Annotated in this window: 18 protein-coding genes; 13 read left to right on the top strand and 5 right to left on the bottom strand. The window is 59.6% G+C overall.

Annotated elements, in window-relative coordinates:
• Positions 1 to 49 precede the first annotated feature (49 nt).
• Positions 50 to 1264: an MFS transporter gene (locus tag CLV74_RS18455; protein ID WP_106267748.1), complete on the bottom strand. Its 1215-nt coding sequence runs from the start codon at positions 1262 to 1264 to the stop codon at positions 50 to 52.
• 61 nt (positions 1265 to 1325) lie between these two features.
• On the opposite strand from CLV74_RS18455, the gene CLV74_RS18450 reads away from it, so the two are divergent.
• The 3 genes from CLV74_RS18450 to CLV74_RS18440 all read left to right on the top strand — a co-directional run bounded on the left by CLV74_RS18450 (position 1326) and on the right by CLV74_RS18440 (position 3394).
• Positions 1326 to 1955 carry a DNA-3-methyladenine glycosylase family protein gene (locus CLV74_RS18450; protein ID WP_425430989.1) on the top strand — a complete coding sequence of 210 codons (630 nt, stop codon included), beginning with the start codon at positions 1326 to 1328 and terminating at the stop codon, positions 1953 to 1955.
• Positions 1952 to 2617 carry an alpha/beta hydrolase gene (locus tag CLV74_RS18445; RefSeq protein WP_106267744.1) on the top strand — a complete coding sequence of 222 codons (666 nt, stop codon included), beginning with the start codon at positions 1952 to 1954 and terminating at the stop codon, positions 2615 to 2617. Before CLV74_RS18450 ends, CLV74_RS18445 begins: the two co-directional genes overlap by 4 nt.
• Positions 2618 to 2809: 192 nt before the next feature.
• Positions 2810 to 3394: an HNH endonuclease gene (locus tag CLV74_RS18440; protein ID WP_106267742.1), complete on the top strand. Its 585-nt coding sequence runs from the start codon at positions 2810 to 2812 to the stop codon at positions 3392 to 3394.
• Here the strand turns inward: CLV74_RS18440 and CLV74_RS18435 are convergent.
• Positions 3391 to 4143, bottom strand: a complete 753-nt coding sequence (locus CLV74_RS18435; RefSeq protein WP_106267740.1) for a metallophosphoesterase family protein — start codon at positions 4141 to 4143, stop codon at positions 3391 to 3393. The genes CLV74_RS18440 and CLV74_RS18435 overlap by 4 nt on opposite strands.
• Before the next feature lie 316 nt (positions 4144 to 4459).
• Here CLV74_RS18435 and atpD point away from each other — a divergent pair, with 316 nt between their 5' ends.
• From atpD to CLV74_RS18390, 9 genes are read left to right on the top strand one after another with little or no spacing between them, the layout of a single operon-like run.
• Positions 4460 to 5866, top strand: a complete 1407-nt coding sequence (gene atpD, locus CLV74_RS18430; RefSeq protein WP_106267738.1) for a F0F1 ATP synthase subunit beta — start codon at positions 4460 to 4462, stop codon at positions 5864 to 5866.
• A complete protein-coding gene (locus tag CLV74_RS18425) occupies positions 5863 to 6312 on the top strand; it encodes a F0F1 ATP synthase subunit epsilon (protein ID WP_106267736.1) in 450 nt (149 codons plus the stop codon). The genes atpD and CLV74_RS18425 overlap by 4 nt, the downstream gene beginning before the upstream one ends.
• 3 nt (positions 6313 to 6315) lie before the next feature.
• Positions 6316 to 6603 (top strand): AtpZ/AtpI family protein, encoded by a 288-nt coding sequence (locus CLV74_RS18420; RefSeq protein ID WP_106267734.1) that lies wholly within the window; start codon positions 6316 to 6318, stop codon positions 6601 to 6603.
• The gene (locus CLV74_RS18415) at positions 6600 to 6866 is read left to right on the top strand and encodes an N-ATPase subunit AtpR (RefSeq protein WP_106267732.1); all 267 of its coding nucleotides are present in this window, start codon (positions 6600 to 6602) and stop codon (positions 6864 to 6866) included. Before CLV74_RS18420 ends, CLV74_RS18415 begins: the two co-directional genes overlap by 4 nt.
• 2 nt (positions 6867 to 6868) lie before the next feature.
• The gene (gene atpB, locus CLV74_RS18410; protein WP_106267730.1) at positions 6869 to 7537 is read left to right on the top strand and encodes a F0F1 ATP synthase subunit A; all 669 of its coding nucleotides are present in this window, start codon (positions 6869 to 6871) and stop codon (positions 7535 to 7537) included.
• A gap of 11 nt (positions 7538 to 7548) precedes the next feature.
• Positions 7549 to 7794, top strand: coding sequence for a F0F1 ATP synthase subunit C (locus CLV74_RS18405; protein WP_106267728.1), 246 nt, complete (start codon positions 7549 to 7551; stop codon positions 7792 to 7794).
• A gap of 3 nt (positions 7795 to 7797) precedes the next feature.
• The gene (locus CLV74_RS18400; RefSeq protein WP_106267726.1) at positions 7798 to 8523 is read left to right on the top strand and encodes a F0F1 ATP synthase subunit B family protein; all 726 of its coding nucleotides are present in this window, start codon (positions 7798 to 7800) and stop codon (positions 8521 to 8523) included.
• Positions 8524 to 8526: 3 nt separating this feature from the next.
• The gene (locus CLV74_RS18395) at positions 8527 to 10053 is read left to right on the top strand and encodes a F0F1 ATP synthase subunit alpha (protein WP_106267724.1); all 1527 of its coding nucleotides are present in this window, start codon (positions 8527 to 8529) and stop codon (positions 10051 to 10053) included.
• A complete protein-coding gene (locus CLV74_RS18390) occupies positions 10054 to 10854 on the top strand; it encodes a F0F1 ATP synthase subunit gamma (protein WP_106267722.1) in 801 nt (266 codons plus the stop codon). It abuts the gene before it with no gap.
• A 24-nt stretch (positions 10855 to 10878) separates the two neighbouring features.
• Here the strand turns inward: CLV74_RS18390 and rocF are convergent, their stop codons facing one another.
• From rocF to hemB, 3 genes are all read right to left on the bottom strand, one after another.
• Complete coding sequence (gene rocF / locus CLV74_RS18385; protein ID WP_106267720.1) at positions 10879 to 11796, bottom strand: arginase; 918 nt, start codon at positions 11794 to 11796, stop codon at positions 10879 to 10881.
• A gap of 162 nt (positions 11797 to 11958) precedes the next feature.
• Entirely contained in the window at positions 11959 to 12519 is a 561-nt protein-coding gene (locus CLV74_RS18380) for a lipid-binding SYLF domain-containing protein (protein WP_106267718.1), read from the bottom strand.
• Positions 12520 to 12632: 113 nt separating this feature from the next.
• Positions 12633 to 13631 (bottom strand): porphobilinogen synthase, encoded by a 999-nt coding sequence (gene hemB, locus CLV74_RS18375; protein ID WP_106267716.1) that lies wholly within the window; start codon positions 13629 to 13631, stop codon positions 12633 to 12635.
• A 117-nt stretch (positions 13632 to 13748) separates the two neighbouring features.
• Between hemB and CLV74_RS18370 the strand changes: the two genes are divergently transcribed.
• The gene (locus CLV74_RS18370) at positions 13749 to 14273 is read left to right on the top strand and encodes a component of SufBCD complex (RefSeq protein WP_106267714.1); all 525 of its coding nucleotides are present in this window, start codon (positions 13749 to 13751) and stop codon (positions 14271 to 14273) included.

Genomic DNA, 14273 nt, shown 5'->3' with positions numbered 1-14273 from the left:
CAATTGAAAAGGCCGCAGAAATCTGCGGCCTTTGCTTTATTCGTTGGATTTAGGCGTTCTCTTCCTTGGGACGTAGAATCAGCCAGATCAGGGCCGCGCCTGCAAGAGCAAGGAACGGTACCATGGCAAGGTTCACGGCCATCCAGCCATCTACCGGACTGCCGCCCGAGCAGTTCATCAGACCACCTGAGGCCAGTGAGGCGACGGTCACACCGCCGAAAACGATCAGGTCGTTCAAGCCTTGGACTACGCCGCGCTCTTCGGGGCGGTGGGCGCTGGCCAGCATGGAGGTCGCGCCAATAAAGCCGAAGTTCCAGCCAAGACCCAGCAGGATGAGGGCACCGAAAAAGTTCTCGATCTGCACGCCGTTCAGCGCCACGATCCCCGCGCCGCAGAGGATCAAAAGGCCCAAGGCGATGATCTTTTCCACACCAAATCGGGCGATCAGGCTACCGGTGAAGAAAGACGGGATAAACATGGCCAGAACGTGGGCGCTGACCACATCCGCCGCGTCGCCCTTTTCATAGCCGCAGCCCACAACCGCCAGCGGGGTCGAGGTCATGACAAGGTTCATCAGTGCATAGCTGACCATACCGACGATGATCGCTACCAGAATGCGCGGCTCGGACAGTAGGGCGCGGCGCGAGCGGGCAGCAGGGGCAGTTTCAGACGGCACGGGTGGGCGCGGGATGTCCAGCGCCAGAAACAGCAGCATCCCGAAGACGTTGATCGCGATCACCGCCATGTAGGTGCCGACAAAGGGCACCACAAAGCTGTCAACGGTTGCTTTCACCAGTTGCGGTCCGATGATGGCCGAGGCCAGACCACCTGCCAGAACGTAGGAAATCGCCTTTGGGCGGAAGGCATCTGATGCCGTATCGGCGGCGGCGAAGCGGTAAAAACCCTGCGCGCACATATAGATACCGGTCATGTAGCTGCCTAAAAGGAACAGCCAGAAATTCGAATAGAACAGCGCCGTCACCGCGATCAGCGATCCGAACAGACCGCCGCTTGCGCCGATGATGAAACCGGCGCGGCGTCCATAGCGCTGCATCACATTCGACAGCCATGTGGCCGAGGTCATAGACCCGAAGACGATCAATGAGATCGGCAATGTGGCAAGGCAGGGGTTGGGGGCCAGTTGCTGACCGGCGAGGCCGCCGATCACGAAAATCATGCTCATCTGGCTGCCCAGAATGGCCTGTGCCGCAGCTAGAACGGCAACGTTGCGCCAAGCGCGTCGATCATTGATAACTTCGGTCATGGATGTGGCGTAGCCTGTCCAACTCAACCCGTCCAGATCATATCTTGCAAAGGGGATCAGTTTGCACGAGCGCGTCATTCAAGGCCCCGATTGCATTTCCGAAGGCTGCGCCCATCTGGCCGCCCACCACCCACGATTTGCCCATGCGTTAGAGCAGACTGGCACCGTGCCAACCCGCCTGCGGAAAGACGGGTTTGAACAACTACTATCGGCTATCGTCAGCCAGCAGGTCAGCGTTGCCGCCGCCCGTGCCATCCTGGGGCGTTTGAAAGAGGCCAAGCTAACCGGACCGCGCAAGATCACGTGGGCCACTGAGGAAGAACTGCGCGCTTGCGGGTTGTCGCGCCAGAAGATCCGCTATGCCAAGGCGCTGGCCGAGGCGCGGATCGACTTCAAGGCGCTCCGCGATGCGCCCACCCCCGAAATCGTCAGCACCCTGACGCAGGTCAGCGGCATCGGTGTCTGGACCGCCGAGATTTACGCGATGTTCAGCTTGGGCCGCGCCGATGTCTTTGCTCCCGGTGATCTGGCCTTGCAGGAATCCGCCCGCATCCTGTTCGATCTGCCCAAACGCCCGACCGAGCGCGAGATGCGTACCATGGCCGAGGACTGGCAGCCATGGCGGGCGGTTGCGGCGCGGCTACTGTGGGCGTACTACCACGTAGAGAAAAACAGGGAAGGGATCAGATGACTCGGGTTCTGACATCAAAGCGCCGCGAAGCGGCTTCGGGGCAGACACGCTCGGTTGTGGTCTTTCTGCATGGATACGGGGCCAACGGCGCCGATCTGATGGGGCTGGCCGATCCGCTGGCGGAACATCTGCCGGACACCACTTTCTACGCCCCCGATGCGCCAGAGCATTGCGCCGGATCGCCTATGGGCTTTCAGTGGTTCCCGATCCCTTGGATCGACAACTCGTCCGAGGAAGAATCCGAGGCAGGCATGATGCAAGCCGTTGCCGATCTGAACGCCTACCTGCTGAACATCATCGACGAAGAAGACATCCTGCCCGAACAGCTGGTCCTAATCGGTTTCAGCCAAGGCACCATGATGTCGCTGCACGTGGGCCCGCGCTTTGAAGAGGCGCTTGGCGGGATCATCGGGTTCTCGGGCCGTCTTTTGCAGCCTGAACTGCTGAAGGATGAAGCGCGTTCCAAACCGCCAATCCTGCTGCTGCATGGCGATCACGATGACGTTGTTCCGCCCCAAAGCCTGCCTGCCGCCATCGACGCCCTGCAAGAAGCAGGCTTTTCCGAGGTCTACGCCCACGTCATGAAAGGCACCGCACACGGTATTTCCCCTGACGGTCTTGGGGTCTCGTTGGCGTTCATGCGCGACAAACTGGGGATGTAAGGGCCCAAGCCGCCCGGTCTTCGGGCGGTTTTGCCTGTCATATAGCCGTCACAGCAAGTTGCTACCTCTTCGGTGACTACATCATCTTGCGGGACTTGCCAGCCAAGCCCCGAGATATATAGTGATCTTGATACGGGGCGGGGCGTCCCGCCTTGGTGTCAGCACGACAGACAGGGCGAAGAGGCTTTGATTATGGACGGCGACTTCAGGACGGACTTTGTAAGAGAACCATCAGCACTCAAGCAGCACCCCGCTTTGGTGTTGAACGCCGATTACCGGCCATTGTCCTATTACCCTTTATCCCTTTGGCCCTGGCAAGAAGCGATCAAGGCAGTCTGGCTAGATCGGGTGAACATCGTCGCCGAATATGACGAAGTTGTCCGAAGTCAGCGGATGGAAGTTCGCATTCCTTCCGTTGTCGTCCTCAAAGACTATGTGAAACCTCAAAAGCGCGTGGCCTTCACGCGCTTTAATCTTTTCTTGAGGGACGAATTTTCGTGCCAATACTGCGGATCGCACGGGGATCTGACCTTTGACCACGTGGTACCCCGCGCGCGTGGCGGGATCACCAGTTGGGAAAACGTCGTGGCGGCCTGTTCGCCTTGCAACTTGAAGAAGGGCAGCAAGAGCCTACGACAGGCGAACATGCATCTACGAAAGCCCGTTCGTCAGCCCTCGGCCGAGGAACTGCGGAACCAAGGCCGCAAGTTCCCACCCAACCATTTGCACTCCAGTTGGGTGGATTACCTGTACTGGGACAGCGAGCTGGACGCTTAATCAGAGGCTTCGGATATCCACCCGGTCGCCAAAGCCCGCGCCCAACCAGCGCGAACGTTTTTCGCGGCCAAGGCGCTGGCTTCGGTAGATGCGTAGGGGATGGATCGGAACGTGACCGTCCAAGCGTCTGGTGTTTTCTCGACGATGGCATAAGAGGCGTTAGGCGTGCCGGTCTCGACGCAGTGATAGACCGGATGATCATCGTCATAGGCAGGGCAGCCGACGCTGCCGGGATTCACAATCAATCGGCCATCGGACAGATGCACAATGCGAGGCAGATGGGTATGGGCGCAGAGGATGAGTGAGGCACCGATCCCCTTCGCCTCTGCCTCGATCTCGGACAAGGTCGCGCGGCGCAATGATCCGTCAGGATTTACCCGTTCCAGCCAGTAGGTCTGATCGCTGGTAGGGGTGCCGTGGCACAGAAACACGTCACCATGGAAGGACAAGGTTTCGGGCAGGGACCTGATCCAGTCCAGATGGGTTTCACTGAGCAGATCAAACGCCGCTCCGTCCGACAGGCCCATATCCTCACGCGCTTGGGTGATCAGATAGCGGTCATGATTGCCACGGATCGACGGGTAGTTCCTCTCTGCCAGTAATGCCGCTGTTTCATCCGCATCCAAAGGCCCGCTGAAGAAGTCCCCAAGGTTCACAGCCTCGGCCACGCCCAAAGCGTCCATGTCCGCAAGGACAGCGCGCAAGGCGCGGGCATTTCCGTGGATGTCGGCGATCACAGCAAATCTCATTCTGTCACACTGCACTCAAAGCCTCTCAGAGCAACTTCTCACTTTGTGCGAGGGAACGATTGGCCGCGGAAAGCTCAAAACATCCACGGTCAATGCATATTTTTCCGGCACCGACGCGGGAACAGCGCCCAGCGTCCGGTTAACAGATGTGTGATACTGATCTGCATCAAGGCACCGTAAGTTAACGCAGGAAAAACATGGGAAAAGACCAGTGATCCCCTGTTCCGGAGTGTGCCTTGCAAAGCCCCGTTCATTCCCAAGCCTACAGCCCAGTACGCGCGTGCTCTGCCAAAGCAGCAGAGGCGGAGTGGGTCCGATGACTGGGGAAGGGCATGTGTCGCAGGTTGATGGATCGGTCGTTGAAGTCACCTTTCCCGACCACGCGCTACCACGCATAAACGCGGCTTTAGAGGTGCTGTGGGATCAAGGCACCCGCTTGGTGTTAGAGGTTCACCAGCACGCCGGTCCCAACACTGCGCGCTGCGTGGCCATTCAGGAAACCGCAGGCTTGGCTTGCGGAACGGCGGTCTGTGACACCGGTCAGCCGATTGCAGTACCGGTGGGCGATGCGGTTCTGGGGCGGCTGATGAATGTGGTCGGGGACACCATCGATCGCGGCCCGGCCTTGCCCGCAGATACCCCGCGCCGCGCTATCCACCAGAAAGCGCCCATGCTGGCCGAGCAAAGCACCGGCACCGAAGTCTTTCAGACCGGTATCAAGGTCATCGACCTGCTGGCCCCTTTGTCCCGTGGCGGAAAGGCCGCGATGTTTGGTGGCGCGGGCGTTGGCAAGACCGTTCTGATCATGGAACTGATCCGGTCGATTGCGGATCGTTATCAGGGCAAGTCGGTCTTTGCTGGCGTGGGTGAACGTTCCCGCGAGGGGCATGAGCTGTGGCTTGATCTAAAGCGCTCGGGCGTGATTGACCGGACCGTGCTGGTGTTCGGCCAGATGAATGAACCACCCGGTGCCCGCTGGCGTGTGGCTCTGTCCGCTTTAAGCGTGGCCGAACATTTCCGTGATCAGATGGGGCAGGACGTGCTGCTCTTGATCGACAATGTGTTCCGCTTCGTGCAGGCGGGGTCCGAGGTCTCGGGCTTGCTAGGGCGCTTGCCGTCCCGTGTGGGCTATCAGCCGACGTTGGCGACCGAAATCGCAGAACTGGAAGAGCGGATCGCCTCGGTTCATGGGGCGGCAGTGACCTCGATCCAGGCGGTCTATGTGCCTGCCGATGATTTCACGGATCCGGCGGTGGCTGAAACCTTCACCCATCTGGACAGCGCGATTGTCCTCAGCCGCGATATGGCCAGCGAAGGCCTATATCCGGCGATTGATCCGCTGGACTCAAGCTCGACCCTGCTGGACCCGATGATCGTGGGCGATCGGCACTATAAAGTGGCCGAGGATGTGCGCGGGTTGATCGCGAAATATCGAGAGCTGCAAGAGATCATCTCGCTTCTAGGAATCGAGGAACTGGGCGCCACGGACCGACAAGCTGTCGGACGTGCGCGGCGCTTGATCCGGTTCCTGACACAGCCCTTCGCGGTAACTGCGCAGTTTACCGGACACGGCGGCGTCTCGGTCTCGCTTGAGGATACTTTGTGCGGGTGCGAAGCGATCATGGCCGGTGACGCGGACACATGGGACGAGAGCGCCTTTTATATGATCGGCACCCTAGAGGATGCCCGCACCAAGCAATCCACACAGGAAGGGCAGGGATGAGACTGCGCGTCACCACCCCAACCGAGATCATAGCCGATGTGGACGGCGTTCTGTCCCTGCGGGCCGAGGATGCGACCGGCGCCTTTGGCATCCAGCGGAGACACGCGGATTTTGTCACAGTGCTGCCCATCTCGGTCGTCTCATGGCATGACGGGAAGGGGGAAGAGTTCATTGCCCTGCGTGGCGGCGTTCTGCACGTTCAGGGCGGCGATCGGATCAACATCGCCACCCGTGGCGCGTGGCGTGAGGCGGACCTGAAAGCCCTTGGTCCCAATGCGCTGGCGGAACTGGCCAAAGCAGACGAAGCTGAAGACAGCGTTCGCACCTATGATCACCGCTTGCATCTGGCGACCATCCGGCAGGTCGAGAGGCTACTGAAAATAGGCCGCGACATCCCCGAAAGCCCGCCACGGCTAGAGCCCCGCAACCAGCGGGCCGAGGGCTAAGTCATGACCGATCCCGATAAGACGTCCCGTGACGATCTACTGGAGGCAATCCGTAAAAGAGATGCCCGCCGCACCCAGTGGGCGGAACAGGGTGAACGCCCGCTCTGGAAGAACCTGTCGATGATCGGCGCCTTGGGTTGGTTGATCGTCGGAGCCACCTTGTTGGGCATCATTGCAGGCCGCTGGCTGGATCACCGGTTCGGAACAGGGGTGACATTCAGTGGAGCTCTGACCTTCGGCGGTGCGTGTCTGGGATTTTACATGGCGTGGCAGAGGATGAATAGCGAATGACAATTTCCCAAGTAATCACAGCCCTTCCGTGGCTTTTTGTCGGGGCTGCTATCGGGACCGCCTATTTCCACCTGCTTGGACGCTCGGTCGCGGCGATGGGCAGCGATTGGCAACGGGCCATTGGCTTTCTACTGCTGCGGATCGTGATTGCGGTCACAGGCTTTGCGGTGGTGGTCCATTACGGCACGCTGCCCTTGATCGCCGCGCTTCTAGGACTGTTGCTGGCGCGGACCATCATGATCCGCCGCGTGCGGAGGGCCTGAGGATGGAGGCCAGCCCGCTCGTTCCAGACATCCTGTTCCATATCGGCTTTGTGCCGATCAGCCGCTCGGTCGTCACCACATGGGGGATAATGGCGCTGCTGTTTGTGGTTTTGCGCGTCAGCCTAGGCACCCCGAAAGTCAACGCAGGCCCCGCCCAAGCGGCGTTAGAAGTCGTGGTGCTGGCCATCGCAGATCAGTTGCAACAGGTTTTGAACCGCGATCCTTGGCCCTACATGCCGCTTTTGGGATCGCTGTTTATCTTCCTTGGCCTCGCCAATCTGGCCGCGGTCTTTCCCGGAGCGACGCCGCCCACGGGCCATCTGGAAACCCCTGCGGCCTTAGCCGCCATCGTCTTTCTGTCGGTGCATTACTTCGGTATCCGCACCCGCGGCGCACGAAAGTATTTTGGGCACTATCTAGAGCCCAACCCGTTCCTTTTGCCCCTCAATGTACTGGGGGATCTGACAAGGACGTTTTCCCTGATGATCCGCCTGTTCGGCAACATGATGAGCCATGAGTTCGTCATCGCCATCGTGGTCTTTCTGGCGGGGCTGATCGTGCCCGTGCCCTTCCTGCTGCTGGGTGTCCTGATCGGGATCATCCAAGCCTACATCTTCACCATTCTCGCAACTGTCTACATCGGCGGCGCTATCGGCGCGGTCGAGACATAGGAGCACCTTCCATGAACTACATCGAAATCGTCAGCATCATCGGCGCGGTGATCGCCGTGTCTTTCGGGGCGATCTTTCCCGCCTATAGCGAGGGGCGCGCCATAGCCGCCGCGATGGAGGCCATCGCCCGCCAACCCGAGGCTGCCGGCACACTGTCGCGTACCCTGTTCGTCGGGCTTGCGATGATTGAAACGATGGCGATCTACTGCCTCGTGATCGCGCTGCTCTTGCTCTATGCGAACCCGTTTGTGGGATAAGCCATGCAGATTGATTGGTGGACGCTGGGATTGCAAACGGTCAACTTTCTGATCGTGATCTGGCTGCTCTGCCGTTTTCTCTACCGTCCCATTCGGAAAGTTATCGCCGATCGCGAAGCCGCCGACCGCGCCGCAACTGAGGCCGCCGAGGCCAAAGTCCGATCCGCTGAACAGGCAATGCAGGCCTATCAGGCCAAGCTGGATGCCTTCGAGGCCGAGAAACAAGCGCAGATCACATCCCTGCACGAAACCCTTGAGGCCGAGCGTGTGAAGCGTCTGGCAGATGTTCAGGCAGAGGCTGAGGCGGCACTTACCGCCGGTCGCGCTAAGATCGCTGCCGAAAAGGCCACCGCACAGACGGCCCTGCGCGCTGATATTGTGGCTCTGGCCGAGGATCTGGCCCGCAAGGCGCTGTCCTCGGTCGGGGACGATCCTTTGGCCGCAGCGGCAGGTTATCTAGATGGGGTGACAGCGACGGAGCTGGATGGGCTGAAGCAACAGCTTGGGCCAGATGCCCCCATAACAGTGATCTCTGCCCAAGAATTTGGTGCCAAACGGCAAGCAAAATGGCGGATGGCGCTGACCACGCGGCTTGGCCCTGACGTACCGGTTACCTTTCAGCAGGATCCGTCTTTGCTTGCAGGGGTGGAGCTGCACTTTCCCCACGCCGCCTTGCGCTTTTCTGCCGCCGACCGACTGCACCGCGCCGCATCCGCTTTGGAGACCTGAGTGATGAGTACTGATGATCCAACCGCCGCATGGCTGGCGCAGGCTCGGGAAACAGTCGCCGCGCAAGAACTGCCGCCGCGCCTTGAGCGTATCGGGCGGGTCGAGCAGATCGGCGACGGAGTTGCCATCATATCGGGCCTGAAAGAGACCAGACTGGACGAACTCCTGCGCTTTGAGGACGGCACCTTCGGGCTGGCCATGTCGATTAGCGAAGACAAGCTTGGCTGTATTCTTTTGGCCGCCGATGACGAGATTTCGGCTGGTACTCGCGTCTATAACACTGGCCAGATTGCCCGCGTGCCCGTTGGGGACGGGCTGCTGGGTCGGGTGGTCTCGCCCCTTGGTACGCCGCTGGATGGCGGGCCCGAGATTACCCCCGAGCGGTTTGACCCGATTGAACGGCCCGCTCCGCAGATCGTGGATCGCGATCTGATCACCGAACCGATGCTCACGGGCCTCACGGTAATTGACGCGATGATCCCCTTGGGACGAGGCCAGCGGCAATTGATCGTGGGCGATCGCAAGACCGGAAAGACCGCGATCGCCATTGATACGATCATCAACCAGAAAGACAGCGATGTGATCTGCATCTACGCAGCGATCGGGCAAAAAGCCTCGACCGTGGCACGGGCGATTGAGGCGGTGAAAACCCACGGCAACCCTGATCGCTGCGTCTTTGTGGTTGGCACTGCCGATGCGGCGCCGGGGGCGCAATGGATTACGCCCTATGCAGCCTGCACCATTGCCGAGTATTTCCGTGATCGCGGCCAGCACGCCTTGTTGATCCTTGATGATCTGACCAAACACGCGATCATCTATCGCCAACTGTCGCTGCTGCTGCGCAAACCTCCGGGGCGCGAGGCGTATCCCGGTGATGTCTTCTACCTGCATGCGCGCTTGCTGGAGCGTGCCGCGAAGTTGTCGGAAGAACATGGGGGCGGCTCATTAACTGCGCTGCCCATTGCCGAAACGCAGGCGGGCAACATGACCGCCTATATCCCGACCAACCTGATCTCGATCACCGATGGGCAGATCATTCTGGATCAGAAGCTGTTCTACGGGGGGCAAAAGCCCGCTGTGAATGTGGGGATGAGCGTCAGTCGCGTGGGCGGAGCAACACAGGCCAAGGCGATCAAGAGCTTGGCGCATTCCCTAAAACTTGACTACGCCCAATACCTTGAGCTGGAAATCTTCACGCGCTTCGGCGCTATGGTGGATGAGCGCACAGCCAAGACCATCGCGCACGGACGGCGGCTGAAGGCGATCCTTGCGCAGCCGGAATACAAACCCCTGCGGCTATCCTTGCAAGTCGCGCTGCTTCTCGCGGTGTCAGAGGGCCATTTGGACGGGGTCGCGTTGACAGACATCGCGGCGTACCGGCAAAGCTTGGCACAGCGGTTACAGGCCGAACTGCCCCAACTCGCGGCGCAGATCGATAAGACGAATGAACTGTCAGAAGATGACCGTAAGGCGCTGGATAAATTGACAAAAGACTGCGCATCGCTATTCTTGAAAAAGCAGGATGGCTAGATGACCTCAGGCGCTGAAATCGCCGCCCGCATACAGGGGCTAGAGCAGTTGGGGGACTTGGTACAAGCGCTCCGCTCGATGGCGGGAAGCCGCGTGCATCAAGCGCAAAACGCGCTGTCGGGCACCGAAGGGTTTCGCAAAACGGTCGAAGGCGCAATCCTCAGCTTGCGTGCGCCTGTTCATGTGGAGGGCGCAGGCGCCAGCCTGTTGGTGATTACCTCGGAAACCGGCTTTGTGGGCGGGTTCAATAACCGGATCATTGAAAAGGTCAAATCCGTCCGTCGCCCTGAAGAACGCTTGGTGATTGTCGGGCGTCGGGGGCAAATTCTATCGGCAGAGCAAGGGCTTGGCGTGGATGGCTCATTTCAAATGACCTCTCGCGCTGACGGGGTGACCACCTTGGCGCGGCGCGTTTTGGCCGATGTTGGACAAGTGGCAGAGGCACGGATCATCTTTGCGGCACACCAGCAAGGCGGGACCTTCAAAGTGACGGAACGGCAGATTTTGCCTCTGTCACTGACGCAACAAAGCACCGACAACGACGCCCCGTTGCATCACCTGCCGTTACGGACGCTGATGGCGGAACTGTCGCAAGAGTATCTCTTTGCCGAGGTCGCGCAGGCCTTGATGGAAAGCCTTGTCAGTGAGAACAACGCACGGCTCATGACCATGGATGCCGCCGCCCGCAACATCGACGAAACCTTAGAGAACCTGCGCCGTGAAGAGCGGACTGCGCGGCAAGAACAGATCACGACGGATATGCTGGACGTGATTGTCGGGGTTGAGGCGCAACGACAATAGCCGTGCACCTCAACCATATGAATCTTATGACAAATAAGCGCGGGTGGGTCGATCAAAGACGCGGCGACCAAGGGCAGAGGCGGCTAGATCGACCATGACCTGCGCGGTGCGGCCTCGTTCATCCAAGAAGGGATTCAGTTCGACCAGATCAAGCGAGGTCATCAAGCCGCTGTCGTGGATCATCTCCATGCACAGGTGCCCTTCGCGCACAGTCGCACCGCCCGGAACGGTGGTGCCCACCGCAGGTGCTACGGCGGGATCAAGGAAATCCACGTCCAGAGACACATGCAGAACGCCATTTACCTCACTGATATCATTTAAGAAACGGCGCAGAAGAACCGAGATGCCGTTCTCATCGATCTCGCGCATATCGTGGTAGCGGATGTCGCTGTCTTCCAGAAACTCACGCTCGGCTCCGTCCACGGACCGGAGACCGATGATGCAGACATTCTTTTCCGGTACGGGGTTCATCACCTCGGGGAAGCCGTCAAACCCGTCGCGCCCTGTGATGTAGGCCAAGGGAGTGCCATGAAGATTCCCGCTTTCGGTGGTCAGCAGGGTGTGAAAATCCGAATGGGCATCCAGCCACAGGACAAACTGCGGGCGGTCTGTCGCTGCGGCAACGCCGGTCACAGACCCCAGTGACAAGCTGTGATCACCGCCCATAAAGACGGGCAGGCGGCCGCCACGGATCGCATCTTCGCCTACGCGGGCCAGCGTTTTGGTCCAGCCGATGGTTTCGGCCAGTGAATGAACCGCAGGATTGGCGCAGTCAGGCTTTTCTATCTGATCGGGGCACAGGTTTCCCAAGTCTTTTACCTCATGGCCCAAGTTGCGCAGGGCGCGGGCCAGATTGGCAGTGCGATAGGCATCGGGGCCCATCAGGCAGCCTTTGCTTTTCTTACCGCTGTCGACGGGGGCTCCGATCAGGTCAATTTTCATAGGGTGCGTCCTGTATTTGAAGGCTCTGGCGGGGAGACAGAGGATGCAGTCGATGGCGCAAAGCGCCAGACACCCGAGGCGCAAAACAGCGCCGGTCTGCGCCGCACCGGAGTTGGAAGACCAATCCGGTACGGAGCGTTTTGTTCCGATCCTAGCCGAGGCTTAGGGGATAATACGGTTGTACTTCGCACCTTCCAGCGTCGCGCCAAGGCGCAGGCCGGTCTGACCAAAGACGACAGCCACGATAGGCGCCAGCGAGGTGGTGGTTTCGGCACGGATCTTTTCGCCCTGATCGGCGACCGCGTATTCGATGTTCGCGCCAGCGGCCCAACCGCTGCCACGACGGAAGTCCTGCAGCGCTTCGGGGGTCATGAAGAACAGAACGTGGGCGTATTGCTGTGCGCCGATTTGCAGGCCGATGCTGCCTTTGGTCGAAGAGTAATAGTCCACAGTCGCATTGTTGATGCGCAGTGCGCCACGGCCATAAGCGCCGCCCAGACCAAAGCCCGCCTCAGTCACCAGCGGCATGACCAGCATGCCAACGGATTTGTCTGCCAGTTCGCGGGTTCCGGGGTAGTTGTTGAACATATAGCTCAGCGTGGTGTCCACGCGGGCGTCAATGATGTTCGGACCGGGCGAGCCGACACCGTTGCCGCAAGCGGCAGTGGTGACAAGGGCCCCAAGGCCGGTCAGAGTGAATACGCGGCGGTTCATATCAGTCATGCTGTTGTGCCTGTGTGCTGCTGGGGCGCACCCCGGTTGTTGTTTTACCTGAACTATACACTGGTAAGTGCGGGCTTGTCACCTTTGGGTAGGTTTGATGCGTCAAAGGATGCTTACGCACCGATAATCTTGGCGGCGGCGGGCGCAAAGTAGGTCAGAACACCGCTACAGCCTGCGCGCTTGAAGCACATCAGACTTTCCAGCATCACACGCTCTCCGTCCAGCCAGCCGTTCTGGGCTGCGGCCTGCAACATCGCGTATTCGCCGCTGACCTGATAGGCCATGACAGGTACGCCAAAGGTCTCGTGGGCGCGGCGGCAGACGTCCAGATATGGCATCCCGGGTTTGACCATAACCATGTCAGCACCTTCATCCAGATCGCGAGCGATGCAGCGCAGCGCCTCATCCGTATTCAGCGGGTCCATCTGGTAGGTCTTCTTGTCACCTTTCAGCGCGCCCGCAGCGCCGACCGCATCGCGGAACGGGCCATAGAAGGCGCTAGCGTATTTGGCGCTATAGCTCATGAGGCAGACGTTCTTGTGGCCACCATGTTCCAGTGCCTCGCGGATGTCGCCGATGCGGCCATCCATCATATCGCTGGGACCGATAATGTCAGCGCCAGCCTCGGCCTGCGAGACTGCCTGTTTTACCAGCGCCTCGACGGTCTCGTCGTTCACAACATAGCCATCCACGTCAAAGCCGTCCTGACCGGTGATGTTGTACGGGTCCAGTGCAACGTCGGTCATCACAGCCATGTCCGGCAGGGCGGCCTTTAGCGCGCGGGTGGCGGTGTTCGACAGGTTGTCAGGGTTCCATGCCTCGGCGCAATCTGCGGTCTTTTTCGCCGGATCGGTGTAGGGAAACAGGCAGATGGTCTGAACGCCCAGATCGTAAGCCTCTTTCGCAGCCTCAACAATTTTGTCGACGCTGCGACGGTACACACCGGGCATCGAGGGGACGGGCTCTTCCACACCGACGCCGTCACGGACAAAGACCGGCCAGATCAGATCGTCCACGCTGAGACTGTTTTCACGGGCCAACCCGCGCAATGCAGGGGTGCGGCGGGTGCGACGCAAACGGGCGGCAGGAAAGCTGGCGGCGGGATAGACCATGGAAAAACCTCCGGTGTTTTCGATTGGGTGCCACGGATCGGAAATGATCTCAAGTCTAGGCAATCCTTTAGGGTCAGGTTATGTCACGTCTCAAGAAGCTTTTTTCAGGAGACCCCGTTGAACCTGGGTGGACAGATTTTCGAGTTGATCGATATGCGGTCGTTTTCAAACCTTTGGTATTGGATCGGCCTTGCTGTGCTCTGGTCTACCACTAGCCACTTTGTGATGGGGGTGCCGTTCGATCTGGTCGGGCGGGCGCGGCGCAAAGGCGGGCAATTCCTGATTGATATGAATCACCTGGCGCAAATCAAGGCGCGACGCTTGCGGGACGTCTATGCACGTGCGGGCGTCTGGATCATCGGCGGCAGTGCTTTTGTGCTGACCATTCTGGCTGTGACCGGCTTTTACTATGGGGTCGAATTTGCCCAAGCGGTCTTTCTGCTTGTGCTGCCCATGTCATTTGTCGGCGCGATGCGCATCAGGCTGGCTTACAAGATCGAACATGAAGATATTCTGGACGAAGCCCTGTGCCGCGCGCTGACCCGACATAGGTTTGGCATTCAGGTGATCGGGATGATTTCGGTCTTTCTGACTTCGATCTGGGGCATGTACCAGAATATGAACATCGGCGTATTGGGATAA

The organism is Donghicola tyrosinivorans (genome assembly GCF_003003355.1).
Lineage (GTDB): Bacteria > Pseudomonadota > Alphaproteobacteria > Rhodobacterales > Rhodobacteraceae > Donghicola > Donghicola tyrosinivorans.
This window is presented reverse-complemented; position numbering and strand designations above follow the sequence as displayed.

Bases quoted from the DNA above. Each gene is read 5' to 3' on its own strand.
- CLV74_RS18405 (WP_106267728.1), top strand. From the start codon at position 7,549: ATGAACTACATCGAAATCGTCAGCATCATCGGCGCGGTGATCGCCGTG.
- CLV74_RS18445 (WP_106267744.1), top strand. From the start codon at position 1,952: ATGACTCGGGTTCTGACATCAAAGCGCCGCGAAGCGGCTTCGGGGCAG.
- CLV74_RS18420 (WP_106267734.1), top strand. From the start codon at position 6,316: ATGACCGATCCCGATAAGACGTCCCGTGACGATCTACTGGAGGCAATC.
- hemB (WP_106267716.1), bottom strand. From the start codon at position 13,631: ATGGTCTATCCCGCCGCCAGCTTTCCTGCCGCCCGTTTGCGTCGCACC.
- CLV74_RS18455 (WP_106267748.1), bottom strand. From the start codon at position 1,264: ATGACCGAAGTTATCAATGATCGACGCGCTTGGCGCAACGTTGCCGTT.
- CLV74_RS18425 (WP_106267736.1), top strand. From the start codon at position 5,863: ATGAGACTGCGCGTCACCACCCCAACCGAGATCATAGCCGATGTGGAC.
- atpB (WP_106267730.1), top strand. From the start codon at position 6,869: ATGGAGGCCAGCCCGCTCGTTCCAGACATCCTGTTCCATATCGGCTTT.
- CLV74_RS18440 (WP_106267742.1), top strand. From the start codon at position 2,810: ATGGACGGCGACTTCAGGACGGACTTTGTAAGAGAACCATCAGCACTC.
- CLV74_RS18435 (WP_106267740.1), bottom strand. From the start codon at position 4,143: ATGAGATTTGCTGTGATCGCCGACATCCACGGAAATGCCCGCGCCTTG.
- CLV74_RS18395 (WP_106267724.1), top strand. From the start codon at position 8,527: ATGAGTACTGATGATCCAACCGCCGCATGGCTGGCGCAGGCTCGGGAA.
- rocF (WP_106267720.1), bottom strand. From the start codon at position 11,796: ATGAAAATTGACCTGATCGGAGCCCCCGTCGACAGCGGTAAGAAAAGC.
- CLV74_RS18415 (WP_106267732.1), top strand. From the start codon at position 6,600: ATGACAATTTCCCAAGTAATCACAGCCCTTCCGTGGCTTTTTGTCGGG.
- CLV74_RS18390 (WP_106267722.1), top strand. From the start codon at position 10,054: ATGACCTCAGGCGCTGAAATCGCCGCCCGCATACAGGGGCTAGAGCAG.
- atpD (WP_106267738.1), top strand. From the start codon at position 4,460: ATGACTGGGGAAGGGCATGTGTCGCAGGTTGATGGATCGGTCGTTGAA.
- CLV74_RS18400 (WP_106267726.1), top strand. From the start codon at position 7,798: ATGCAGATTGATTGGTGGACGCTGGGATTGCAAACGGTCAACTTTCTG.
- CLV74_RS18380 (WP_106267718.1), bottom strand. From the start codon at position 12,519: ATGACTGATATGAACCGCCGCGTATTCACTCTGACCGGCCTTGGGGCC.